General features: G+C 70.6%; 16 protein-coding genes, 1 tRNA gene and 5 pseudogenes. 8 read left to right on the forward strand and 14 right to left on the reverse strand.

The annotated features are described in order from the left end of the window. Positions 1-99: 99 nt before the first annotated feature. Entirely contained in the window at positions 100-1,092 is a 993-nt protein-coding gene (locus tag AC067M_RS03245) for a LacI family DNA-binding transcriptional regulator (RefSeq protein WP_478695361.1), read from the reverse strand. Positions 1,093-2,104: 1,012 nt separating this feature from the next. On the opposite strand from AC067M_RS03245, the pseudogene AC067M_RS03250 reads away from it, so the two are divergent. The 3 pseudogenes from AC067M_RS03250 to AC067M_RS03260 form a co-directional block, all read left to right on the forward strand. Beyond that, a pseudogene (locus AC067M_RS03250) lies at positions 2,105-3,014 on the forward strand (LysR family transcriptional regulator). 69 nt (positions 3,015-3,083) lie between these two features. Beyond that, a pseudogene (locus AC067M_RS03255) lies at positions 3,084-3,716 on the forward strand (CatB-related O-acetyltransferase); the annotation flags it as partial. Between the two features lie 42 nt (positions 3,717-3,758). After that, positions 3,759-4,646: pseudogene (locus tag AC067M_RS03260) on the forward strand (nitroreductase/quinone reductase family protein); the annotation flags it as partial. On the opposite strand, the gene AC067M_RS03265 reads toward AC067M_RS03260, so the two are convergent. Beyond that, the gene (locus AC067M_RS03265; protein WP_478695231.1) at positions 4,565-5,554 is read right to left on the reverse strand and encodes a LysR family transcriptional regulator; all 990 of its coding nucleotides are present in this window, start codon (positions 5,552-5,554) and stop codon (positions 4,565-4,567) included. The pseudogene AC067M_RS03260 and the gene AC067M_RS03265 overlap by 82 nt on opposite strands. A gap of 62 nt (positions 5,555-5,616) precedes the next feature. On the opposite strand from AC067M_RS03265, the gene AC067M_RS03270 reads away from it, so the two are divergent. The 5 genes from AC067M_RS03270 to AC067M_RS03290 all read left to right on the forward strand — a co-directional run bounded on the left by AC067M_RS03270 (position 5,617) and on the right by AC067M_RS03290 (position 8,165). After that, positions 5,617-6,666 (forward strand): GNAT family N-acetyltransferase, encoded by a 1,050-nt coding sequence (locus AC067M_RS03270; RefSeq protein ID WP_478695232.1) that lies wholly within the window; start codon positions 5,617-5,619, stop codon positions 6,664-6,666. Then, positions 6,663-7,331: a DUF5701 family protein gene (locus tag AC067M_RS03275; protein ID WP_478695233.1), complete on the forward strand. Its 669-nt coding sequence runs from the start codon at positions 6,663-6,665 to the stop codon at positions 7,329-7,331. Before AC067M_RS03270 ends, AC067M_RS03275 begins: the two co-directional genes overlap by 4 nt. Positions 7,332-7,548: 217 nt before the next feature. Next, positions 7,549-7,728 carry a YciI family protein gene (locus AC067M_RS03280; RefSeq protein WP_478695234.1) on the forward strand — a complete coding sequence of 60 codons (180 nt, stop codon included), beginning with the start codon at positions 7,549-7,551 and terminating at the stop codon, positions 7,726-7,728. After that, positions 7,652-7,897 (forward strand): DUF5701 family protein, encoded by a 246-nt coding sequence (locus AC067M_RS03285; RefSeq protein ID WP_478695235.1) that lies wholly within the window; start codon positions 7,652-7,654, stop codon positions 7,895-7,897. Before AC067M_RS03280 ends, AC067M_RS03285 begins: the two co-directional genes overlap by 77 nt. Before the next feature lie 94 nt (positions 7,898-7,991). Further along, complete coding sequence (locus AC067M_RS03290) at positions 7,992-8,165, forward strand: hypothetical protein (RefSeq protein WP_478695236.1); 174 nt, start codon at positions 7,992-7,994, stop codon at positions 8,163-8,165. A gap of 462 nt (positions 8,166-8,627) precedes the next feature. On the opposite strand, the gene AC067M_RS03295 is transcribed toward AC067M_RS03290, so the two are convergent. The 12 genes and pseudogenes from AC067M_RS03295 to AC067M_RS03350 form a co-directional block, all read right to left on the reverse strand. Continuing rightward, positions 8,628-8,704 (reverse strand) — tRNA-Leu (locus AC067M_RS03295). Positions 8,705-9,090: 386 nt separating this feature from the next. Then, positions 9,091-9,252, reverse strand: a complete 162-nt coding sequence (locus tag AC067M_RS03300) for a hypothetical protein (RefSeq protein ID WP_478695237.1) — start codon at positions 9,250-9,252, stop codon at positions 9,091-9,093. A gap of 197 nt (positions 9,253-9,449) precedes the next feature. Then, the gene (locus AC067M_RS03305) at positions 9,450-12,419 is read right to left on the reverse strand and encodes an aminotransferase (protein ID WP_478695238.1); all 2,970 of its coding nucleotides are present in this window, start codon (positions 12,417-12,419) and stop codon (positions 9,450-9,452) included. Between the two features lie 50 nt (positions 12,420-12,469). Further along, positions 12,470-12,625 (reverse strand): annotated as a pseudogene (locus tag AC067M_RS03310) (AsnC family transcriptional regulator); the annotation flags it as partial. Further along, positions 12,608-13,182: pseudogene (gene ureA, locus AC067M_RS03315) on the reverse strand (urease subunit gamma); the annotation flags it as partial. The pseudogenes AC067M_RS03310 and ureA, both read right to left, overlap by 18 nt. Positions 13,183-13,297: 115 nt before the next feature. Next, entirely contained in the window at positions 13,298-14,122 is an 825-nt protein-coding gene (locus AC067M_RS03320; protein WP_478695239.1) for an ABC transporter ATP-binding protein, read from the reverse strand. Next, positions 14,122-15,963, reverse strand: a complete 1,842-nt coding sequence (locus AC067M_RS03325; protein WP_478695240.1) for an ATP-binding cassette domain-containing protein — start codon at positions 15,961-15,963, stop codon at positions 14,122-14,124. Before AC067M_RS03325 ends, AC067M_RS03320 begins: the two co-directional genes overlap by 1 nt. Then, entirely contained in the window at positions 15,953-16,984 is a 1,032-nt protein-coding gene (locus AC067M_RS03330; protein ID WP_478695241.1) for an ABC transporter permease, read from the reverse strand. The genes AC067M_RS03325 and AC067M_RS03330 overlap by 11 nt, the downstream gene beginning before the upstream one ends. Further along, entirely contained in the window at positions 16,981-18,408 is a 1,428-nt protein-coding gene (locus AC067M_RS03335) for an amidase (protein WP_478695242.1), read from the reverse strand. Before AC067M_RS03335 ends, AC067M_RS03330 begins: the two co-directional genes overlap by 4 nt. A gap of 125 nt (positions 18,409-18,533) precedes the next feature. Further along, a complete protein-coding gene (locus AC067M_RS03340; protein WP_478695243.1) occupies positions 18,534-20,114 on the reverse strand; it encodes an ABC transporter substrate-binding protein in 1,581 nt (526 codons plus the stop codon). A 265-nt stretch (positions 20,115-20,379) separates the two neighbouring features. Then, positions 20,380-21,063 (reverse strand): TetR/AcrR family transcriptional regulator, encoded by a 684-nt coding sequence (locus tag AC067M_RS03345; protein WP_478695244.1) that lies wholly within the window; start codon positions 21,061-21,063, stop codon positions 20,380-20,382. Positions 21,064-22,184: 1,121 nt separating this feature from the next. Next, positions 22,185-23,750, reverse strand: coding sequence for a sigma-70 family RNA polymerase sigma factor (locus AC067M_RS03350; protein WP_478695245.1), 1,566 nt, complete (start codon positions 23,748-23,750; stop codon positions 22,185-22,187). Positions 23,751-24,068: the final 318 nt, after the last annotated feature.

Below are 24,068 nucleotides of genomic sequence, written 5' to 3' on the forward strand. Positions count from 1 at the left end.
GTGAGGGTATGCGGGAGGGTGCCATAATGGAGACTCTTTTCCTCTCTTCAACACACAGGGCGAAGACGGGACGGGATTCCTCGGCGGACTGATTAGCGGTCAGACCGACGAGCGTTCGAGCAGCGGGCAGTCGATCGTCACCCGATGGGTGTCGAGCGGCTGCCCCGCTGCGAGAGCGGCGAGCATGTCGATGCCCTTGGTGCCCATGGCCTCGAAGGGCAGGGCGAGCGTCGTCAGCTTCGGCCGCAGATAGGCGGCGATGAGTTCCTGGTTGTCGAACCCCACCACGGCCACGTCGTGCGGGATGCGCAGCCCACGTTCCTTGATCGCGTCGTACGCGCCCATCGCCATCCGGTCGTTTCCGCAGAACAGCGCGGTCGGCCGGTCGCCGGCCGGGCGGTCCAGCAGTTCGCAGGCGGCGCCATAGGCGCCGTCGGCGGTCGCCCAGCCGGGGACGACGAGGGAGGGGTCGGGGGTGATCCCGGCCTCGCGCAGGGCACGTTCGTACCCCTCGCGCCTGCCGATGGCGGCCGGGATCGCCGGGTCGAGGTTGATGAACCCGATGCGGGTGTGACCGGCGTCCAGGAGCCGGCGGGTCGCCTTGTATCCGCCCGACACCTCGTCGGGCAGGATGCACGGCAGCTCCCCTTCGGCGTCGTAGCAGTTGACGAGCACCGTCGGCACCTCCCGGGCGGCCTTGGGGAGCGTGACGGCGCGGTGCCAGGTCGTGGCGTACAGGAGCCCTTCCACGCGGTGCTCCAGCATCTGGTCGAGCGCGGCGGCCTCCTGGGCGGGGTCGCCCTCGCTCGCGGCGATCAGCAGGAATCTCCGGTCACCCCAGGCGCGGCTCTGCGCGCCCGTGATCACCTCCCCCGCGAAGGGGCCGGTCACGATCTCGGTGATCAGCCCGAACCACCCGCTGCGGTTCGCGGCCAGCGCCCGCGCCCCGGCGTTGGGCCGGTAGCCGAGCTCGTCGATCGCCTCGAAGATCCGCTGACGGGTCTCGTCGGCGATGGCGGTGCCGGGCTTGTCGTTCAGCACGAAGGAGACTGTGGTCTGCGAGACACCCGCGTGACGCGCCACATCACTCATGGTCACGCGACGCGGCTTGCTCGTGGCCACTTCCAGTCCCCTTTGGTCGGCGGACAGCGGACCAGATACTGATCCACTCTCTAGTCATGCGCTTTAGTAATGCGCTTTACTTCAGTGTTGCACGGAAGTTACGACCGTTCGCACGGCATGTCAATACCTACGCATGGGTTGCATCCCGCCACCGCGCGGTCCCCTACACCGGTGCGTCGCGCGGAACGAGCAGCACCGGCCACCGGGCCGTCCACGGGGCCTCACGAGACCCCCGGGCCAAGCCGGGCAGTGGTCCGATCAGCGCCACGCGGCGCTGCAGCCGAAGCTCCCGCAGAGTCCGGCGGACGCCGACGGTCAGGAGGTTCTGGCCCGAAGACGAGTGCGGTGGGCGGCTGGGGGAGGGCAAGAAGCTCGCGCGCGGCCTCCTGGGCGGCGTCCGCTCCGTGCAGGCCGCGCCGTACGAGGGCAGGGTGCAGCCGCGCCGTAGTCGTCGGATCACCCTCCGTCACCATCGGAGGCGGAGGCCGCGGCCTGTTCGGCTCCGCCCTGCGCACCCCCTTCAGCAGGCGAGCAGTACCCGCGGCTCCCGGTGCCCGTCTACGCCCCTGGGTGACCACGCCGACCGGTTCCTCGCCAACCGCCCGGCGCTCGTTGTCGCCAGCGACGGGCCCCGTCAGACCGTGCCGGGCGAACAGCTCCTCCAACCGCGCACGCCGGTCGGCGAACGGCCCACGGAGCAACTCCCGGCCGTAGACCTGGATCACATCAAAGACGGAAGCGCGCGAGTCCCAGAATCCTGGCGGAGACCATGCGGATACCCGCACGCTCAACCGCCGTTGCAGGGATCTGCGCACGGGTTCCGTTGAGTGCTGGCTTGCTTCGGCCCACTGCGAGGATTGGCGGTCCGCAGACGAGGCCCCGTGATCGGCACCCGCACGGAAACCGGTTACCGTCTTGGCGGCAGGTCGTGACCCGACATAGGGGACCGCCTGCCCGGGCGTCACCAGGGGGAGTGGACCACATGGAACTGCGCGACATCGAGATCTTCCTGACCCTCGCGGAGGAATTGCACTTCGGGCGGACCGCACAGCGGCTGCACATTTCGCAGGCCCGGGTCAGCCAGTCCATCGCCCGGCAGGAGCGGCGCATCGGCGCCGCCCTGTTCGAACGCACCAGCAGGCGAGTGACGCTGACCGAGATCGGTGCCCGGCTCCGCGACGATCTCAAGGCCGGTTATGACCGCATCCGCGCCGGTGTCGCCGCGGCGACGGAGGCCGCCGAGGGCACCCGCGGCAGCCTCGTGTTGGTCCTTCAAGGAGATGCACGGCAGCGACCCTTTCGGGCCCCTGCGCAGGGAAGAGGTAGATCTGGCGTTGCTGTGGCTGCCGGTACGCGAACCCGACCTCACCGTCGGGCCGGTACTGCGCACCAGACCATTGGTGCTGATGGTCGGCGCCTCCCACCCGCTCGCAAGGCGCGAATCGGTGGAGATGGAGGACCTGGGTGACTGTCTGGTGACCCGTCCGCACCCCGACGCACCGATCCCTCCCTATTGGCTGGAGGCCCTGCTGCCGTCCAGAACTCCTTCCGGACGGCCTATCCGGCGCGGTGGCCCGGGTATCTCCGTGTGGCAGGAGTGTCTGTGCCGTGGTGGCGTCTGGCGAGGTGGTCACGCCGATCCAGGCCGAGGCCGCCCACTACTACTCCTGGCCGGACATCGTCTACCTGCCCATCCGCGACGCCCCGTTGGGAGAGTGGGCTCTGGTGTGGCGTGGCGTACCACAGGGGAAAACCCTCTGATCCGGGCCTTCCTCTCGGCTGCCGAGCACGCCCTCACCGAGCACCCGACGGACCTGCAACCTGGCGCGGCGAGCCGTGGCCGACGGGCCGGAGGCAGCGGGACGAACCACCAGCCGGGGCGTGATCGATAAGCCGAGGATTATGGATCCTTCCCGAATGCGTCGTTGATCACCGGGTCCTGGTCGGGAATGGTGAAGGCCATGCCCACGATTCCCGACCCGACCGTGCTGCACCCCCTGCCGGAGCACGAGCGCGTGGTACTCCTCAAACCCCTGGTCACCGATCCGCGCATCGAGATCGGCGAGTTCACGTACTACGACGACCCGGACGGCGCCGAGGAGTTCGAGCGGCGCAACGTGCTGTACGCCTACGGCCCCGAGCGCCTCGTCATCGGCAAGTACTGCGCGATCGCCACCGGCACCCGCTTCCTCATGGCGGGCGCCGAGCACCCCATGCTCGGGGTGTCCACCTTCCCGTTCACGATGTTCGGCGGTGCGTGGGCCGAACGCACCCTGGACGTCGTCACGTCGATGCCGAGCCGCGGCGACACCGTCGTCGGCAACGACGTGTGGTTCGGGAACGGCGTCACCGTCATGCCGGGTGTCACCATCGGCGACGGCGCGATCATCGCCACCGGGGCCGTCGTCACCAGCGACGTGCCGCCATACACGGTCGTCGGCGGCAACCCGGCCGGCCCCATCAAGCAGCGGTACGACGACGAGGACGTCGAGCGGCTGCTGCGCGCCGCCTGGTGGGACTGGCCCGTCGAACTGGTCTCCGAGCACGTCCGCACGATCATGTCCGGCACCCCGACGGAGATCGAGGCCGTCGCCGCCGAGCGGCTGGAGCCGACCGTCGCCGAGTGGAACCGCTCCGTCGTCGAGGAGTTCCGGGCGAACGGCGGCAAGGTCGGCGGCCCCTTCGAGGGCGGCACCCTCGCCCTGCTCACCACGGCCGGAGCGAGGACCGGACGGCCGCGGACCAGCCCCGTCGGCTACCTGGAGATCGACGGCCAGGCGGTCGTCATCGCCTCCGCGGGCGGCGGCGACAAGAACCCCGCCTGGTACCACAATCTGCGCGCCAACCCCATCCTGACCGTCGAGGTCGGCACCAACACCTACCAGGCCCGCACCCGAATCACCGAGGGCGAGGAACGTGACCGCCTCTTCGCCCGTGTCTGCGAGATCGCCCCCGGCTACGCGGAGTACCAGCGGGGGACCGACCGGGTCATTCCCGTCGTCGTTCTGGAGACCGACGAGTACGACGACGGGCGCCGGGCGCGCGGGCTCGGCCGGGAGCTGGCCGAGGTGCACGCCTGGCTGCGCCAGGAGATCGGCGAACTGCGCGCGCGGGCCGCCGCGTTCGTCGCGGGTCAGGGCGAGCAGCCGCGGTCGGGTGACCTCGTCCCGGACGTGCTGAAAGACCTGCGCGACCACTGCCTCAGCTTCTGCCAGGCCCTGGAAGTGCACCACGTCGGCGAGGACGAACACGCCTTCCCCGCCCTCGAGAAGACCTTCCCCGGCCTCGCCCCGACCCTCGCCCGCCTGCGCGAGGAGCACCGCACCGTGGCCCGCCTCCGCTCGGAGATCGCGGACCGGCTGGAGAAGCTGGAGGTCGGCGACCCGGCCGGAGTGCTGGCCGAACTGGACCTGCTCATAGGCCGGTTGGAACGGCACTTCGCCTACGAGGAGGCCACCTTGGTCACCGCACTGGACGCCCTGGGGTTCGCTCCAGCCCGGCGAGGAGCTCCGCCTACGGGGTGAGGCGGAGTGAGGGCCTCGCGGGGCAGTTCGTCCAGGACGTCCTCGGCTGCCTGTGCGTAGGCCCGGACCAGCTCCGTCTCGGCTGTCGTACGCCAGATCAGCGCCCACCGGCCGGGCGGGGCGTCCTCGATCGGGATGTACACGATGCCGGGGCGTTGGTAGTAGCGGGGTGCGTCCGCGTGAACCACACAGGCGAGGCCCTCGGAGAGGACGAAACCCTCGATCTCCTGGAAGGTCGTGACCACCGGGCCCCGCGGGATCGGCCGCCCGGTCGGCGTGTGAAACGGTTCGACAGCCTCCTCCCAGTAGCGGGGAGCTGTCTCGGGGAACGCTGGAAGGACACAGCCCCCGATGTCCTCCAGACGGACGCGCCGACGGTCGGCCAGCGGATGGGAGTCGGACACCATCAGGAACAGCGGTCCCTCCACGACCACCGGGCCCACGGCCAGATCGGGCTCGTGCAGGGGCAGCCAGCAGGTCTGCAGATCGACCTCCCCGGCGCGCAGCAGCCCGAACGGATCACTGAAATGCACCTCGTGGAAGGAGAGGGCGCAGGACGGATACCTCTCCCGGAACAGCCTGGTGGCCGGCGCCAGATCGTGGGCCTGGGTACCGAACAGCCCGAGCCGCAGGGAGCCCCGGACCCCCCGTGCAGTTTCCACCGCGGACTCCACCCCGTCGCGGATGCGGTCGTACCCGGCCTTCAGATCGTCGCACAGCCGCGCCCCCAGTGGGGTGAGGGCGACCCGGCGGCTGGTTCGCTCGAACAGCGCGGCGCCGATGCGGCGTTCCTGTTTGGCGATGGCCTGGCTGACCCGTGCCTGGGTGATGTGTAACCGCTCGGCCGTCCGCCCGAAGTGCAGTTCCTCCGCCAGTGTCAGAAATATTTCGATGTCCCGCAGCTCCACGCCGCCCTCCCCCTTGGATCAACGCTCCGCATAGACCCTAACCCGAGGAGAACATCCAGCTCATGGCAGAACCAGTGCGCATCGTCTGCGTGGAGCCTGTCTCACGGGCCGACGTCGATGCCTGGCACGAGGTCGTTGCCGCATCGATGGCCGAGGACCTGCCCGACGCACCCCCGCCGACCCGTGCGCAGGCGCACGCGAGGCTCACCGGGCCGACGCCGGGCAGCGGGATGCTGACCTGGCTCGCGTACAAGGATGACGGCGGGAGCCGCGGCCGAGCGGTCGGCGCGGCCACCCTGCGCCTGTTCGAGCGTGCGGGCCAGGACCACCTGGCTGAGGTTGACCTGCATGTACGCCCCGACGCACGGCGCAACGGCACCGGCACGCAGTTGCTGGCCGCTGTGGCCGCCGAAGCGGCATCGGCCGGGCGCCGCAGCCTGATCGCGGAGGCACCCGCGTGCACTCCCGCAGACCTGTTCTGCGTACGGCACGGCTTCCGCCGCGCCCTGACCCTGCACCACCTCCTGCTGCCCCTGAGCGAGGTGCACAGCGGCTGGCTCGACGAACTGACCACGGCCGAGCACCCCGGCTACCGCACGGCCGAGTGGCACGGCACCGTGCCGGACGCGCTCGCGGACGCCTTCGCCACAGCCAAGAACGCCATGAACGGCATGCCCACCCGCGGCCTGGACTACGGCTCGGTCGCCTGGGACGCCGAGCAGGTGCGTGCCATGGCCGCGGTCGTGACCGGACACGGCGACACCCTGCTGACCGTCGCCGCCGTCCACGGCGACGAGACCGCCGAGAACGCCGAAATCGCCGGCTTCACCGAGGTCGTGATCCCCGGCGGCACGGTGGCGCGCGCCCAGCAGTACGACACCGCCGTGGTGCCCGCCCACCGCGGCCACGGCCTCAGCGTATGGCTCAAGGCCCACATGCTGCGCCGTCTGCACGACGAGTACCCCCAGGTCACCGAGGTCGAGACCGACAATGCCGCGGACAACACCCACATGCTCGCGGTCAACGAACAGCTCGGCTTCCGCCGCCGGCGCACCACCTACGAGTACCAACTCGCACTCACCGGACGAACCGAACGAGAGGAACCCGCATGACCACTTTCGACCCGGCACCCGAGTTCGACCGACAGGTCCGCACCCTCACCGAGCTCGGCTACCCGAAGCTCTCCGGACTCGCCCCGGAGCAGTTCGCCGCCCTGCTCGCGCCCTTGCGCACCACCGCACTGGCGGCGGACGCGAAGTACGGCGAGTACGACCCCGTCGCCGGCCGTGTGCCGTTCGTACTGGTCGTCACCCGGGCGCTCGCCCCGATCGAGGAGACGATGCCGCGCACCACCCTGCACGGCGGGAAACTCCCCGGATTCGTCGACCGCTCCTTCGAACCCGGCGCCCTCGAACGCTTCGTCGCCACGACGGAGGCGGAACTGCCCGACCAGCGGGCGTACCTGCTGTTCGACGTCGAACGCGGGGAGGAGTTCTGCGGCGTCGTACCCCGTGACGCCATGGCCACGATCGCGGAGCGGGGGCGCACCCTGCTCACCATCGAGGAGGGCATCGCCCTCGTCACGCACTTCCCGCAGGTGCTGGTGAAGAACAAGTGCTTCTCGCTCGGCAACTCCCGCAGCGGTGACCGCCGCGTCCCGGCCCTCTGGATCAGCCAGAAGGCCCCCAAGCTGGGCTGGTGCTGGGAGGGAAACCCGCACACCTGGCTCGGCATGGCCTCCGCCGGCGGCCGCCGCACCAGCGACGCGTCCGCCTGACGGCCTGCATTCCAGCTCGTTTCCTACTCGCAGTGACAAGGAGAACCCACATGTAGTTCGCGATCGTCATCATCGAGAACACCGAATCCAGGCGGAGGATCCAGGAGGACCGCCTCGCGTACCGGAAGCAGATCGAGGCGTGGATGGGCGAGCAGGCCCAAGCCGGTGTCCTCGTGGGCGGCCAGGCGTTCTGACCGAGTCCGTCCGTCCTGTCACGGTGCGCCGGGAGGATGACGGCATCCCCAAGGCGACCGAGGGCCCGTTCTCGGACGGCGAGGAGACACTGGGCGGCTACGTCTTCGTCGAGGCCGCCGACCGGGATGCCGCCGTCGACATCGCCAAGACGTGGCCGACCGCGGAGACCCTCGAGGTACGGCCCCTCTGGACGGCCGAGTAAGAGGTCACCCCACCTACCCTCGGGCTCGCGGTCCGGTGACCGCCGCGTCCGGGCGATCTGGATCAGCCTGAAGCCGCCCAAGCTGGGGTGGTGCTGGAAAAGCAACCCGCACACCTGGCTCAGCATGGCCTCCGCCTCCGGCCGTCAGGCGACGCCTCCCGGCCCCTGAAGGACCGGCAGCCTGCTCACCGAGGCGTTCGGCCAAGCGCCAGGCACCACGACCGATCTACGAAGGAATCGAAGGAATCACCGTATGCGCAAGCTTGTGGTACTACATCGCCGCCACCCTCGACGGCTTCATCACCGGACCGGAAGGCGGCGACCCCACGGGGCCGGGAGGCTTCTGGACCCCCACAAACGACTTCGTCCGGCACCTCATCGCCGAATACCCCGAAACCCTTCCCGGCCCGGCCCGGACCGGGCCGCGCTCGGTGTAACCGCCGAGGGCACCTGCTTCGACAGCGTCGTGGAGGGACGCAAGAGCTACGAGGTCGGCCTTGCGGCCGGTGTCACCAACGCCTATCCCCACCTGCGGCACCTGGTCTTCTCCCGGACCCTCACCCAGAGCCCGGACCCCGAACACAATCATCGGGTCGATGGCCGGCACCCCCTCCGGTACGAGGCCATGGGCCACCCCCGACGAAACAGCTCCGAGACGGCCCCTGCTGTTTCCCTGCGTCCTGCGAAAGTCCCGAATCCGGCGCCCGGGGCCATCGCAGCCGCCGCATGCGGCGCCTTCTCCGGCCACCGAGTGGCACATCCGTGCAAACCAGAATCGTTCGAACCGCAGCCGACAGCAGCGACGTTGAACTCGCGAGCGGCGGATTCAATCCGTTGGCCCAAAGTTCTGAATCCGAACGCCCGATGAGACGTTTCCGCAGGTCACAGACCTGCACAGGTGGGGCGGGTGGGACTCGAACCCACGGCCGACGGATTTTGAGTCCATGGAGGATCTTGGCGGTCCTTGCCGATCAACGCTCGTCTTTGGCGTTTTTCCAGGCCAGACCGGGTGAGCCAGGCCGGAGCTGCTCAGTCCTTGTCGGTCTGTTCCTGTCCTTGTGTCCCGAACGCGTCCCAAACGCGTCCTGGAGGGACTGGCTTCGACAGCGTGAGCCGGCCCCCTTGTCAGCTTGGGTTCCAGAGGTGGTCGCAACACCAGACCCTGAGGGGTGTTGCATTGACCAAGCCGCGGCGGACCTACAAGAAGCGTGGACCTGCTCCATGACCATCGTGCTTGGCCGGAACGTCAGGAGAGGCGAACCAGCTACCGTGAGCGATCTGCCGATGTCTGCCGCTGCCCGGAGCCGGGGGCCACCGGATGGGAAAGCCGATCGTTCCGCAGCTCGAGTCACCCGCTCCGTGTCAGGGGCCGGCGTGCCGCTCCAGCAGGGGCCGGACGCTGAAGGGCTGTACCTCGAGCAGGACGATGGTGGTGTTGGACAGGGCAACCCCAGGTGCTTCCAGCAACAGGTTCATGATGCGGTGCAGGTCTTCGGTGTCCCGGGCGACAACGCGGGCGAGCAAGTCACAGGTCGAGTGACCTGCGACGTTGAACGCCAAGCTGAGGTCAAAAGTGTTGACTCAAAGGGGTTTGCGCCGGGGCGTTGCCGCTCACGCCTGTATGCGGTTCCGGTCATCGGCGGGAGCCGGGGCCTGGGCGTCCAGCGGCTCGGATGGATGCCGTACACGCCGCCGGGCCCCGGGCCTGCGGATGTGCGGCGTCAGCGGGAGTGGCCGAGTTGGGTGAGGGCCAGGTCGAGCATGTCGGCGAAGAAGTCGGCTGCGGTGGTGTCGATGCACAGCGGTGGCTTGATCTTGAGGATGTTGAGGTGGTCCCCGGTTGGCTGGAGGATCACGCCGAGGTCGAGCATGCGGTCGCAGAGTTCGGCGGTCTCTTCTGTGGCGGGTTCCAGGCCGGCGCGGTCCCGGACGAGTTCGAGGCCGAGGTAGAGGCCCGAGCCGTGGACGGCGCCGATGATGCCGTAGCGGTCGGCCAGTGCCTCGAGCCGGCTTTTCAGATGGCCGCCGACGCGCGCCGCGTTCCCTTGGAGGTCTTCGTCGCGCAGGGTGTCCAGGACGGTGAGGCCCACGATGCTGGAGACAGGGCTGCCGCCGGTGGAGGAGAAGAAGTAGCCCTGGTCGCGGTACCGGTCCGCGACCGCCTTCGACGCGATGACGGCGCCGAGGGGATGTCCGTTGCCCATGGCCTTGGCGACACAGACGATGTCAGGGACGACCTGCTGCTGCTCGAAGCCCCAGAACCAGTGTCCCAGACGGCCGTATCCGACCTGGACCTCGTCCGCGACGGCCAGGCCGCCGTGACGCCGTACCGCCGCGTACACCTGGGCGAGATAGCCGTCGGGAAGGGCGACTCCTCCGGCGTTGCCGTAGAAGGTCTCGCCGATGAATGCTCCCGCCGGGCGGCCGGCAGCGGCGAGTTCGTCGATCACCGCGACGGCCTCGGGTGCGTAGCGCACGGCATCCGACCCGCGGTGGCGGCCGCGGTAGGAGTTGGGCGAGTCCACGGTGTGCACCCAGCTGGGGCGGGTGGCCAGGGCGTTCGGGTTGTCCTGGAGCGAGGTGGAGACCGCGTCGGAGGCGTACGTCCAGCCGTGGTACGCCTCGCGCAGCGCGACGACGTCGTGCCGGCCGGAGGCCGCGATGGCCAGGCGAAGGCCCAGATCCACCGCTTCCGAACCGGAGTTGACGAGGAACACCGTGTCCAGAGGGTCGGGGAGGAGGGCGGCGAGGCGCTCGCTGAACTCCACCACGGAGGCGTAGTGGAAGCGCGAGTTGGTGTTGAGCCGCCGCAACTGCCGGGAGACCGCCTGCTCGACACGGGGGTGGGCGTGGCCCAATGGAGTGACGTTGTTGACGATGTCGAGGTACGACCGGCCGTCGGTGGACAGCAGATGGTGGCGCCAACCACGTTCGATACGCGGAGGGTTGGCGTAGTAGTGCTCCTGCACGGTGGCGAACGCGGCGTCACGCCGGTCGAGCAGGTCCCTCTCGCGCGTACGGTCGGAGTCGGCCGGGAGGCCGAGGAGCGGGGCGGGGTCGGCGGTGAGCGCGAGCCAGCCGGCGGCGTACTCGGGACGGACCAGGCGCGGGGCGACGGGGCCGTCGGCGTCGCGCAGCGCAACATGGACCGAGGCACCGGAGCTGAGGTGGATGATGTCCTCGCCCGCCTGCACCGTCGCACCGGTGGTGACCACGGGCTGGACCGCGCGGGGGAAGGACAGCGACAGCGCCTGCGCGCCGTAGGTGAGTTCCACGTGGCCCGGCGCCGCAGCGAGGACCTTCCCCGCGGCGGGCACCTGCACCACGGCATCCCGGCCGAGCCAGAGGTCGATTCCGGTGGACACCGTGGCGGTGGACACCGTCGACAGCGCCGAGGTCCGAGTGAGTCGCGCATGGGCGTACCGGGTGGCGACGGCGGCCGCGCCGTCCGCGAGCGCGGAGGTCACCAGCCGGGCCTCGGTGCCGGCGTCCATCCAGGCTCCGTGGTCCATGGAATCGGCGTCGGCGGACAGGTCGAGGAGGGTGATGTCGTCGGCGACGAGGTCCCGCAGGAGAGGGCGCACCGGCGCATCGGCCTGCGTCGTCCGGGCAGGCACGTCGGCCATGCCGGTCGCGTCCCTGATGAGGCGGATCATCACCGGCAGGGGCAGCCAGGTGGCCTGCTCGAATATGCGCCATTCGCGGTCGAGTGCGGCCTTGGCGTAGACGTTGTCCTCGTCGACGGCGGCCTGGTGCCGCCCGCTGGCCACCAGGACGGCGGCGCGCAGGACCACGATCGGCCACACCGCATCGGCTTCCTCGGGGGAGAGCGGCCGAACGGCGTGGAAGGCGCGGACGGCCGGCAGCACGTGGTGAGGCTCGATACCGTCGTGGTGGAGCATCGAGGACAGTGACACGGCGAGTTCGCCGACCGCCCAGCTTGTGGTCACGTCACCGAAGTCGATGACCCCGTCCGGCATGGGCGGGCGGCTGTCGGGACAGCGGATCAGATTGTCGTCGGTGAGGTCCAGGTGCACGGCCTGCGACGGCAGCGTGGCGGCGAGCTTCCGGACATGTGCCCAGGCCTCGGCGGTCGCAGTCTGGACGGCGGTGCGCCGGTCGGGTTCGTCGATGTGCCCGGCGAGCTTGGCGACGACGCGATCGGCGTGCTGCGGGTCCCACTGGAGCACGCGGTCGAGGCCCGGGTGCCGGAAGTCGCGCAGGGCGGTGCTGACCTTTCCGACGATCGTGCCCATGCCCGCCACGGTGCCGGGGGACAGGTGCCGTGGTCCCGAGAGCGTGCCGCCGGGCAGGTAGCGCAGCAGGCGCGCGACGGCCGGACCGTTCTCGGTGTCCACCGTCGTGCGCCGCGGGGAGCCGTCAGGGCGGCGCACGACCGTGGCGATGCGCAGTTCCGGGCGGGTCGAGGCGATCAGGTCGGCTGCCGCGTCCTGGGCTTCGATCTCCACCGTGCCGAAGGCGGGGTTGGCGATCTTCAGAATCGCCGCGGGCGTCCCGTCGTCGGCGTGCAGCAGGAAGTTGGCGTCCTGCTGGCTGCCCAGCGCCTGCGCGCGAGCAGTGATGCCGAGGTGTTCGGCAGCGATGAGCTCAGCCTCGGCCGGCGCCATGCGGGGTGCGGGAAGGGCGTCCTTGGTGAAGAAGTCGATCGTGCGGTACTCGTCGGGCAGCATGCAGGTTCCTCCGCTGGTGCGGGTAAACAGGGCTCGGACGCTCGGATCCCTCAGTCGACGTGCCACAAGAAGCGGTGAGTGTGAATCGCGAAGTAGGGGAAGTTCTCCACGGATGCGACGCCCTCGACGGGCCGCACGACGTCGTTGATGAAGTCCAGAAGATCCCGAGGCTGAGGGCACACCACCTCCGCGATCCGGTCGCCCCCGATGGGCACCAGCCCGACCTCGAGGCTCTCCCCCGGCCCGAACCGCACGGACGATCCGGCGGGTACGGCGAGCCGCATCCCGTAGGCCCTCTCCCGTGCGAAGGCGAGCCGCGGGTTGGCCTCGAAGAAGTGGAAGTGGACGTGACGGAGACCGGCACGGTGGCGGTGTTGGTGACCGTCAGCCGGACGGCCGGCTCGGGCTCGGCGTGCTCGGGTCCCGGCAGCAGCGCGCCCGGAGCCCGCTCACCGAGACACCCGCCGATCGGGGCGCTCACGACCGCGAGCCGCGAACCGTCGTCGAAGACCGCCTCGACGTGCACCTCGGTGACGACGTCCGCGACACCCGGCAGCACGTCGTCCGGGCCGAGCACGGATCTGGCGCGCTCGACGGCCTCCGCGAGCCGGGCACCGTCGCGGGCGGCCTCGCAGACGGTGTCCGCGATCAGAGCGGTCGCCTCCGGCACGTTGAGCCGCAGACCGCGAGCGCGGCGGGCGCGGGCCAGCTCGGCGGCTCCGAAGAGCAGCAGTCGGTCACGCTCCGTGGGAGTCAGTCTCATGCCGCGAGCACCTCCTCGCTTCGCTCACGTTGGAGCCCAGGGCCACAGCGCCGCACGACCCGCCGACCGGCATGGGCCGGTCGGCGGGCTGGAAGCCGCACCGCGTCCGGTCGGTTCACGTCGTGGCCGGCTCGTCGTCGAGGCGGAACCTCGGGTCGCCCGGGACGGACGCGAGGAGTTGAGCGGTGTACGGGTGGTTCGGCGCGGCGAAGGTGGCTCCGGTCGGGCCGAGCTCGACGAGGTCGCCGTGCAGCAGGACCGCGACCGTGTCGCTCACGTGCCGGACGACGGCCAGGTCGTGCGAGATGAACAGCATCGTCAGCGAGAGCCGGCGGCGCAGATCGGCGAGCAGGTTGAGGATCTCGGCCTGGGTCGTCAGGTCGAGGGCCGAGGTGATCTCGTCGGCGATGACGAACCGGGGACGCGGTGCGAGGGCCCGTGCGATCGCCAGCCGCTGCCGTTGACCGCCGGAGAACTCGTGCGGGTAGCGGTCCATGGCGTCCGGGTCGAGGCTCACCTGGACGAGCAGCTCGGCGATCCGGGCCCGGACCGGTTTGACCCTGGCCCGGATCGGATCGAGTGCCTCGGCGAGCGACTGCGCGACGGTGCGCCGCGGGTCGAACGAGGAGTACGGGTCCTGCGGAATCATCTGGACCGTCGCGGCTCCCGCCCGTCCGCGCGAGGCGCGCAGCGGGGCGTCATCCACGAGGATCCGGCCGCTCGACGGCCTGTGGACACCGACGAGTGTCCGCGCGAGCGTCGTCTTGCCCGACCCGGACTCTCCGACGAGTGCGAGGGTGCTGCCCCGGGGGATGTCGAACGAGACTCCCTTGAGCACCCTGCGGGCCGCGACGCCGTGGCCGAGCTCGACGGTGAGATCCTCGACGCGCAGCAGCGGGGCGGCCGCTTGCGGGTCCGGTGCGGTGGCGGTGGCGGACATCAGCGGCTCCCTTCCGCGGCCGGGGGGCGGTCCGCGGCTTTGTCGGAAAAGTCGTCCGACGGCGCCCCGCTCGGCTGCGCCGCATGCACGTCGGCCGTCCACCGGACCGCGCTGAGGGTTCCACCGGCCTCGACCGCGGCAGGCGTCGCCGCGAGCAACGCGCGGGTGTACGGGTGGGTGACCGTCCCCCGGCGCAGGTCGCCGCCCGTCGTCCGGTCGACGACCCGGCCGCCGTGGAGCACCAGGACGGTGTCACAGAGCACGCCGACCACGCCGATGTCGTGCGATATGAACAGCATCGCCGTGCCGTGCTCGCGGTTGATGCGCCGGAACTGCCGCAGCACCTCCGCCTGGACGGTGACATCGAGGGCCGTCGTCGGTTCGTCGGCGATGAGCAGCCGCGGGGTCGTCGTCATCGCGGAGGCGATCGAGGCGCGCTGGAGCATGCCGCCGCTCAGCTCGTGCGGGTGCTGGCGCAGCCGCCGGTCCGGCTCGGTGACGTGGATGTCGGCCAGGGCGCGGACCATGTCCTGCGCGGCCTGACGCCGGGGCGTCCCCAGATGCGCCCTGGCCACCTCGGTGAGCTGGGTGCCGAGCCTCAGCGCGGGGTTGAACGTGCCGATCGGGTCCTGGTAGACGATGCCGATCTCGGTCGCGAGGCGTCGCTCCGGCGGTGTTCCGAGCAGGTCGAGGTCGCCGAGGGCAAGGCGCGACGCGTTCGCCCGCACGCCCTCGGGGAGCAGGCCCGCGACCGCCATGGCGATGGTGGACTTGCCCGAGCCCGACTCCCCGACGAGGCCGACGATCTGGCCGGCCCCGATGGTGAACGACACGTCGTCGACGAGTGTCCGGTCGCCGGCCCGCACGGTCAGCCCGGCGACGGTCAGCAGGCCGTCCGGCTCCGTGCCGGCCGCTGTCCCCGCACCGCCCGACGCCTGAAGCGCCTGAAGCGCCTGTGCCCGGGCGGCCGGTCCCGCCGCGTCCGCCGTCCCGGTCGATGCGGGCGCTGTGCCGCGGGTTCGCGGGTCGACGAGTGAGGCCACGCCGTCTCCGAGGAGCATGGCGCCCACACCGGTGACGATGAGCATGATCGACGGAGCGAGGACGACCGACGGCTGGGCGAAGATCGACGGCAGCGCCTCGTTGAGCAGCCGGCCCCAGTCGTACTGCGGGTTCTGCACACCGAGGCCGACGAACGACAGACTGCTGATGTCGAGCAGGGACAGGGTGAAGCTCGAACTGAGGAGCACCAGCAGAGGCCCGCTGATGTTCGGCAGGACATGCCGGCCCAGGATGCGCAGGCCGGGAACGCCGAGCAGGCGCGCGGTGAGCACGTAGTCCTTGTCCGCGACGGTCGCGGCGAGATTCGCCGTCAACCGTGCGAACCCGGGGACGCCGGCGACGGCGATCGCGACGATCGCGGACCCCATGCCCGGTCCGAGCACCGCCGCGATGACGAGGGCGAGCACGAGCGAGGGGAAGGCCACCGCCGAGTCGATGAGCCGCAGACAGGTCTCGCGCAGCCAGCCGGGGGCCAGGTGGACCAGCGCGCCGATCGCGACGCCGACGACGAACGAGGCGGCGGTGGCGGCGGCGGCCATGAGCAGGGTGAGCCGGGTCGCGACGAGCGCCCGGGCGAGGACGTCACGGCCGAAGGCGTCGGTGCCGAGGAGATGCTCGGCGCCAGGCCCCAGCCGGGCGGCGTCGGTGAGGGTCTCGGCGGAACCGCTCAGCAGCGGCGGTGCCATGAGGGCCACGACGAGGAGCAGTGCGAGGATCACGGCGCCGGACAGCAGCGAGGGGTTGCGGCGCCATCGGCTCACGGTCGCGTCAGTGGCCACGACGACCTCCCTCGAGAGTGCGGGGGTCGACGATCCCGAGGACGACGTCGACGAGGAGGTTGACGAGCAGGGCGAGCATGCCGACGACGAGGATGATGCCCTGGATCACCGGATAGTCCTTGTAGATGATCGCCTGGACGACCTCGGTGCCCAGCCCTGGGTAGGTGAAGACGTTCTCCAGGATGATCGTCCCGCCGAGCAGGGACGTGAGGACGAGACCGCTCAGGGTGAGGACACTCGTGACGAGGTTGGGCAGCGCGTGGCGGAGGTGGAGACGCACGGATCCCAGACGGTGGCCGCGGGCGGTCCTCATGTAGTCCTGGGCGAGCACCGAGGCCGTCTCCTGCCGGACGACCCGGGCGATGGCGAAGGCCGGGCCGATGCAGAGCGCGGCGATCGGCAGGACGAGCGCGCTCGGTGTCGTGGCGCCGCCGGACGGCAGCAGCCCGAGGCTGATCGAGAACAGGACGATGAGGAGGGTCGCGACGACGTAGACCGGCGCCGACGCGAGGAGTCCGGCGACCGTGCCGAAGCCGACGCCGAGCCGGCGGCGGCGTCCGTCACGGGTGAGGACACCGACGGTCATGCCCAGCGGGACGGCGATGACCAGGGAGAGCAGGACGGCCGGGATGACGAGCTGGACGGTGTACGGCAACCGGGTCGCGATGATGTCCGCGACCGGGGTGTCGAACCGGAACGAGGTGCCGAGGCGTCCCGACGCGATGTCGCCGAGGTAGTGGACGAACCGCGTCGCCATCGGCTCGTCGAGAGCCAGTCGTTCGCGTATCGCCGCGAGCGTGGCCGGGGACGAGTTGGTTCCGGCGATCGCGCGGGCCGGGTCCCCGGGCAGCAGGGGCACGATGAGGAACGTCACGACGACGAGCAGCAGCATGGACATCAGCAGGCCGCCCGCCCGGCGGACGGCGAACCCGGCCCAGCCACCGCCCAGCCGCAGCCGGGGAGCGCGCCGGAGGGGTGCGGCGGGCAGCGGTCCGGTCGGGACCGCGGATCCGGCGCTCACAGCGCCCCCGCGAGTGCCGCGTCGTCCGGGTGCCGCTCGTACCAGCGGAACCGCGGTTCGAGCTGGGCCGACAGGCGCAGCAGCGTCGCCTCGTCGTAGGGCGCGCCGACGAGTTGCGCACCGACCGGCAGTCCGTCCGCGGTCGTATGGACGGGCAGCGAGATGGCGGGCAGCCCGGCGATGTTGACGAACGCGGTGAACGAGACCATCCGGGTCTCGGTGGCCCGCGGGCCGTCCGGGTCGGAGTTCGCCTCGTCGTACACGGGGCCGACCGGTGGCGCCACGACCGCCGTGGTCGGGGTGAGGAGAACGTCGAAGTCCCTGCCCCACTGGGCGACCACGTCGCGCGACTCGGCCTGCAGGAGCGCCGCCGTCCGGGCGTAGTCGCCCGCGGTGACCTCGAGGGCGGTCTCCCGACGGCGCCGGATGTAGGGGTCCACCGCGTCGGGATCGTCGACCTCGATGGCGTAGGTGGAGGCACTGATGATCGTCCAGGTGAAGCCCATGATCGCCTCGTACGAGAACATCTTCGGGCGGGCCTCGACGACGTCGTGTCCCAGGTCGCGCAGTGCCTGCGCGGCCGTCAGCGCCGCCTTGCGGCACTCCTCGTCGACCGGCAGCCCGGTCGGCGCGTCGAGGAGCAGGCCGATCCGCAGCCGCCCGGGATCGGCGCCGACCTCCTCGATGTACGGGCGACCCGGTTCGGGCGCGCTGTACCAGGAGAGCCGGTCTGCACGGCCCATGACGTCGAGCATGAGGGCCGCGTCGCGCACGGTGCGGGTGATCGCGCCTTCGGTCGTCGAGTGTTCCCAGCCCCGGACGATCGCGGGCACGCGTCCCCGGCTCGGCTTGAGGCCCACGAGGCCGGTGACGGACGCCGGGACCCGGATCGATCCGCCGCCGTCGCCGGCGTGCGCCACCGGGGCGAGTCCGGCCGCGACGGCCGCCGACGCGCCGCCGCTCGACCCGCCGGAGGTGTGCGCCAGGTTCCACGGGTTGCGCGTCTTGCCGTGCCGGGCGTTCTCGGAGACGGTCAGCGCGCCGAACTCCGGCGAGTTCGTCCGGCCGAGGGGAATCGCGCCGGCGTCGAGGAGGAGCTGGACGTCGGGGTCCGTGACGGTCTGCGGGGTGTCCCGGATCGCCAGTGAGGACATCGTGTTGGGTTGTCCCGCGAGGGAGCTGAGGTCCTTGATGGGGACGGGGACGCCGTGCAGCGGGCCGAGCGGATCGCCGCGCAGCACCGCCCGCTCGGCCCGGACGGCCGCCGCGCGCACGGCGTCGGCGTCGAGCCAGACGACGGCGTTGACGGCGGGATTGATCCGCTCGATGCGGTCGAGGTAAGTCTCGGCCACCTCCACCGGGCTGACCTCTTTCGTGCGCACGAGGTCGGCGATCTGCTGAGCGGTACTGAATGGGTCGATCACCAGGGGCTCCTGTCGGAAAGGTGCAAGGGTCTCGGTGCGGGGCTCCGGAAGAGCGCGGGGATTCTCCGTGCCGGACGGCCGGGTCCGGCCGCGTGGGTCTCCGCCGCGTGCGGGCGGCCTGTCCGTCAGCCGGTGATGCGCAGGATGGGGTCGTCGAGCGAGCCGCCGAGCATCCGTGCGCTGAATCCCTTGCGCAGCGCGTAGATGAACGGGTCGTTGACCAGCGGAACCGCGTCCACCTGCGAGATCAGGGCCTTGGCGGCCTTCTGGTAGGCGGCGCAGCGGGCCTCGTCGGTCGTCGCCTCGGCGCCCTGGGCGAAGGCCTTGTTCACCACGGGGTTCTTCACCGCGCCGACGTTGCCGCCGCCTTCGGGGACGGTCGGGCCCACGAAGTGGGCGAGCGGGTTGGCGAGGCTGCCGAGGAAGTTGAGGTCGGCGAAGACCGTGAGGTCCCAGGCGTCAGGCTTGCCGAACACGGTCCCGACCCAGGCCCCGACGTCGACGTTGGCGAGGGTGACGTCCGCGCCCGCGGCCCGCAGCGCCTCCTGGATGTACTGGTTTCCGGCGCCGGCGGGCCCGACGACCTGGGGGCCGACGAGGCGGATCTTCTTGCCCTTGAGCACGGCGGCCGCCGCGGCCTTGTCCTTCGGTACGAGGAAGGAGGAGCCGGGGTCGTTGCAGGGGACGCCCTTCTGCACGAACATCGTCGACGGCTCACCGGTGTCCTTCGAGACGACCTTGGTGAAGGCGGCGCGGTCGACGGCCTCGGCGACCGCCCGGCGGGTGGCGACGTCGGCGAAGACCGTGCCGGGTCGTTCGTTGAAGAGCAGGTAGAAGTCGGAGAACCTGCTGATGCTCACGCTGTGGCCGCCCACGCCGTCGAAGCGCGGGATGCCGGAGGCGTCGATCTTGCCGATGTCGAGCTGGCCGCTCGTCACGAGGTTGCCGGTCGCCGTCGGGTCGGGCGAGACCAGGTACTCCAGTGTCGCGGCGATCTTGCCGGGAATCTTCGTGCGCCAGGCCGGCCATGCCTTGTACTCCGGGCGAAGCGTGTAGGAGTACGAGACACCGGACTGGGACTTCTCAAGAAGGTACGGGCCGGACTGGGAGCCCTTGGCCTTACCGGCGGCGAGGGCCTTGAGGTCCTTGAGCCCCGCCGGGCAGACGATGCCCGTGCTCGCGACCGACAGACCGGTGACCATGTCGCCCCACGGCCTGGCGAGCGTGATCTTCACCGTCCGCGCCGCGTCGTCGGCGCTCACTTTCACCTTGTTGCCGGGGCCGAAGACCGTGGGGAGATCGGGCGCCGCCGTCTTCGGGTCGACGTAGCGGTCGAGGGACGCCTTGACGACCGTCGGCGTGATCGGCGTCCCGTCGGCGCAGGTCGCGTCGGCGCGCAGGGTGAACGTGGCCGAGGTCGGCGTGTTCTTCCACTTGGTGGCGAGCCCGCCGACGAGCCCGCCGTCGTCCTTGCGCACGAGGGTGTCGTAACTGTTCCGGGCGAGCTGGTAGTCCGGCAGGGACAGAGCCTTGGCCGGGTCGAAGCCGGCCGGCACGTCGATCGTCGTCCGGATCTTCGTCGCCGTGGCGGCATCGCCGCCGCTCGGGTCTGAGGACGTCGATCCCGTGGTGGTACAGCCGGCGAGTACGGCCGTCATGGCGACGGCTGCGGTCACAGGGACCGCGCGGGTACGGGTCTGGCGCATGGGTGCTCCTGGAGAGGGATGTCGCGCTCTGCGCAGGTAGCGCGGAATCGGGCGGGACGAGCGCGAGCAGTTCGGTGTGGAGGCGGTGCGCGCGGCGCTCGGTGGGCCCCGCTCAGGAGCGAGCCGTGGAGCACTCGGTGTGGAGAGGATGCCGCCAAGTGAACGACGTAGTCAATAGCGTTAACTATCTTTGCACGCGCCACCCCTGCCGCCGATTTCGGCCGTAGAAACGCTGTTGGGCGGTGGCCGCGAAGACTGACGCGTGTCAGTCGCGCGGGAGGGTCGCCGCCTCCGCCTCGAGGGCCGCGAGGAGGATGTCCATCTGCCGGTGGAAGACGTCGGTCATGTCGAGGCTGCGCAGATGCTCCTTCGCCGCCTCGGCGTAGGGGAAGGCGTCAGGATCCGCCGACTGGTACTCCTGCACCCAGTTCACCTCGGCGCCGAATCGCTGGTTGACGAGCCGCCAGGCGTTGTTGCTCGCCATGGCGAGGATGAAGTTCGAGAACGCCTGGTAGTGCAGGACGGCCTCCCGGCCGCGCCAGCCGCCGCGGTGGAACGCTTCCAGGACGGCGTCGACGGCGCGCAACTCGTGAACGCCCCGGGTGACTCTGCCCATGCAGAGCGCGGCGGCCGCCGGGTGGTCCAGCGCGGTGTTCCAGGCACGGATCGCCAGGTCCCGCAGCGACTCGGCCCACGACTCGTGCGGCTCGTACCCCTCCAGGGAGATCCTGTCGAGCTCATCCGCGACGGCGATCATGATGTGGTCGCGACTTGCGAAGTGCCGGTAGACCGCGGTCGCGGAGGAGGACAGCTCCTTGCCGAGCCGCTGGAAAGTCAGGGCGTCCGGCCCGTCCTCGTCGAGGATCCGCAGCGCGGTCGCCACGATGAGCCCCTGGGAAAGAGTTCCCCGCTGGAGCCGCTTCGTCGACCGGCCTCCGGCAACTGCCACGCGAACGCCTCCCTCGGACGGACGGCGAGCACACGCTGCCGCAGCCTGCGCCTCCTTACCGGCGACAAGGAAACCAGCCTAAGCGACTGGTGTTGAGCGGACCGTCCTGGGCCCGGTAGCCGGCATCACCATGACCCCCGACTCCCCCGCCGGTCACGGTCTCCACAGGAGAAGGGGAAGCTCAGCGCCGTCTTCCCCACGCGGACGCGGGCCCGTCCGGAAACCGCCACATGGATCACGGACTCCCACGACACCGAACGGCACCACAGCGCGGTCGGCGAAAAACCGCCCGTCGATTTCGGACCATCCGCCCAGGAAGCACGCACTCCGGACCGATCAGCAACAGCTCTATGGCCGCGGCGTGGCCCGCGCGTCCCGCTCGACCGCCCGCGCCTCCGAGTCCTCCAGGGAGGACAGCCACTCGGCGCAGAACCGCTCCGGCTCGAATGGAGTGTCTACCGAACCCGGGCGGTTCACCGCGGATCGTCCCGCGCGATGGCGACACCCACGACCACGACTTCGAAACCATCGCCCGCACCCCAGGGCAACCCGTCCGCATGATCGGCCTCAGACAGCAGGGCCCCCACGGTTGCGCGGACGGGCACCAAGCCACTCGCCGACCGCACGCCCGGCGGTGGCATCGCGGCGACGCCCCACTGACGAGCGGCCCTCGTTCCGTGCACTTGCACCCGGCTCACGGACTGGGCCGTTCCCCCGGCATCCAGCTCGGGGCGGGGCGCACTCGAGTGGACGGCCGTACTCACCCGCCGGCCCCGGCAAAAGGGGCGTACTCGAAGATCGCCGGACGGCACTTCCGAATCCTCGTGTCCTGCCAGCGTCCCGCAGCGGATTCAGTCCGTTGACCCAACGTCCCGAATCCGCGCCCCTGATGAGACGTTTCCGCAGGTCAGAAGCCTGCATGATGGGGCGGGTGGGACTCGAACCCACGGCCGACGGATTATGAGTCCTTTGAGGATCTTGGCGGCCCTTGCCCTTCCGGCTCGGCCACTCGGCCCCATTTCGCACTGCAGCAGGGCTACGGCATGGCCGAGAGGACACCCGGCGCGTCCTCGCCGGCCTGACCCGACGTCACGCGAGTTCCAGACCAAGGCCGTTCAGTGTCAGGTCCAGGGCACCACGAGGACGAAGGAGCGGCTGGCCCGGTACGCGGCCGTGTTCTCGAAAGGGTCGAGCCACAGCTGGAGGTTGTCCCTGTGGCGGAGGTAGCGGCCGGGGTAGTTGTACGACTCCAGGGAGAGCGAACCGGCCGTGGAACCGGAACGGGGGCAGAAGGTGGCGTCCTTCCGGAAGATGACGGATCCGTCGTCGGTGTCCAGCCGGATGCGGAAGGCGTAGTGCCGCAGATACCTGCCCGTGGCGTCCCTGAGTGAGTAGCAGCGGGGGTCGGCCAGGCCGGGAACGAAGGTGAAGGTGGCCGCCTGCCGGGTGGCCGCGGAGCTGGTGGCGCCGACGGGGCCCAGGACGCCGAGTCGGCCGGACTGGCTCACGTAGTCGCCGGGGCTGCCGACCGACCGTAGGGCATGCCGCCCCGAAAACCGCGCCTCAGCCGTCGTCGCCGGGGCTGCTGTCGGCGTCGATGTCGGTGTCCGTGTCGGTGTCCGTGAGGCGGACGTTCTCGGGGACGGCGGCACGGACGAGGCGGCGGGCGACAGCGGGGCCGCGACGGCGGGCCGCGGGGCCGGCTCGTGCGACCCCGTGGCGGTGTACCAGGCCACTCCGGCAGCCGCGAGCGTGATGGCACCTGCGGCTGCCGTCGCCGCGGGCTTGACGGCCAGCCTGCCGATCGTCCGCGCCGTACGGCTTGCACCGCTCGCCGTACGCGTGCCTGCGCCGACGGTCGCCCCGGCCGAGTCCGCCCCCAGCGCCCTGGCCAGTACCAGGCCGGTCAGGCCGGCCGGCACCGGCACCAGCGCGAGGCCGGCCAGCAGCCCCTCCGCCGGTATCAGGTCGGACGAGCTCAACAGGCACTGCGGACAGTCGCGGACATGGCGTGCCAGCCGCTTGCGCCACAGCCCGGACGGCCGCCCGTCCCACGAGGCGAGCACGGCGGCCAGGTCCGGGCAGCGCGGCGAGGCCGTCACGGCTCGTACGACGGTGCGCGCCGTCTCCAGCCGCTCCTTGACCCGCTGGATTCGGACCGCGGCATGCTGCGGTGTGAGGCCGCAGGCCGCCGAGAGCTCGCCGCGGGTCAGTTCACCGGCGCTCTCCATCCACCACAGCGCGAGTACCTCGCGTTCCTCGTCCTCCAGCCAGCGGGTCGCCTCCACCGCTTCACGCCGCTGACCCGACAACGCGAGCCGAAGAATCGCCAGGTCGGAGAAGTCGGCCTGCGGGTCTGGTTCGTGGGCGTTCTCCTCCAGGGGTTCCGCAGTGAGCCAGGTGCGCCCGCTGCGCCATCGGTCACGGATCTGTCGCACGGTGATGGCGACGAGCCAGGACCGGAACCGATCCGGTTGGTCCAATCCGGGCAACCCGTCCAGGACCCGCATCATCGTCTCCTGGACCACGTCGTCGACGTCGCTATGCCCGTCCAGCGCCCGCCCGACGATGTTGTAGACCAACGGCAGACAGTCCCGTATCAGCTGTTCCGAGGCCTGCCGGTCCCCGGCCCGCGCCGCCATGACGACGGCGACGTCCGGCCGTTCTTGCGTGTCCTGCGAGCGCACCCCGCCCCACCTGTCCCGTCGCCTTGCCGATGTGTCGAGGGCGACAGTGTGCCAGAGCGAATCCGGAGGATTTGCGTGGGTCGCTGCTCAGGTGCCGCCCCACGCCTTCATCCATTCCGTGTTTTCCGTTATGCGCGACGCGCCGGTGCGTCTCCTGTGCGTACGACTCCTGCGGACGACCCCATCGGTGAGGACAGACGGAGGCAACGCTGCTTCTCTCGACTTCTCCCTCTTGACACCACTCTTACTCACCTCTAATTTTTCGCTGATTTTCACGAACAGTGTCCGACATTTCGAACCAGGCGTGTACCTGCCGGA

The organism is Streptomyces sp. NPDC043427 (genome assembly GCF_056436655.1).

What these genes read in the sequence shown, in the direction of transcription:
- AC067M_RS03245 (WP_478695361.1), bottom strand. Translation starts at nt 1,092, where the DNA reads ATGAGTGATGTGGCGCGTCACGCGGGTGTCTCGCAGACCACAGTCTCC.
- AC067M_RS03270 (WP_478695232.1), top strand. Translation starts at nt 5,617, where the DNA reads ATGGCAGAACCAGTGCGCATCGTCTGCGTGGAGCCTGTCTCACGGGCC.
- AC067M_RS03275 (WP_478695233.1), top strand. Translation starts at nt 6,663, where the DNA reads ATGACCACTTTCGACCCGGCACCCGAGTTCGACCGACAGGTCCGCACC.
- AC067M_RS03285 (WP_478695235.1), top strand. Translation starts at nt 7,652, where the DNA reads ATGCCGCCGTCGACATCGCCAAGACGTGGCCGACCGCGGAGACCCTCG.
- AC067M_RS03305 (WP_478695238.1), bottom strand. Translation starts at nt 12,419, where the DNA reads ATGCTGCCCGACGAGTACCGCACGATCGACTTCTTCACCAAGGACGCC.
- AC067M_RS03320 (WP_478695239.1), bottom strand. Translation starts at nt 14,122, where the DNA reads ATGTCCGCCACCGCCACCGCACCGGACCCGCAAGCGGCCGCCCCGCTG.
- AC067M_RS03340 (WP_478695243.1), bottom strand. Translation starts at nt 20,114, where the DNA reads ATGCGCCAGACCCGTACCCGCGCGGTCCCTGTGACCGCAGCCGTCGCC.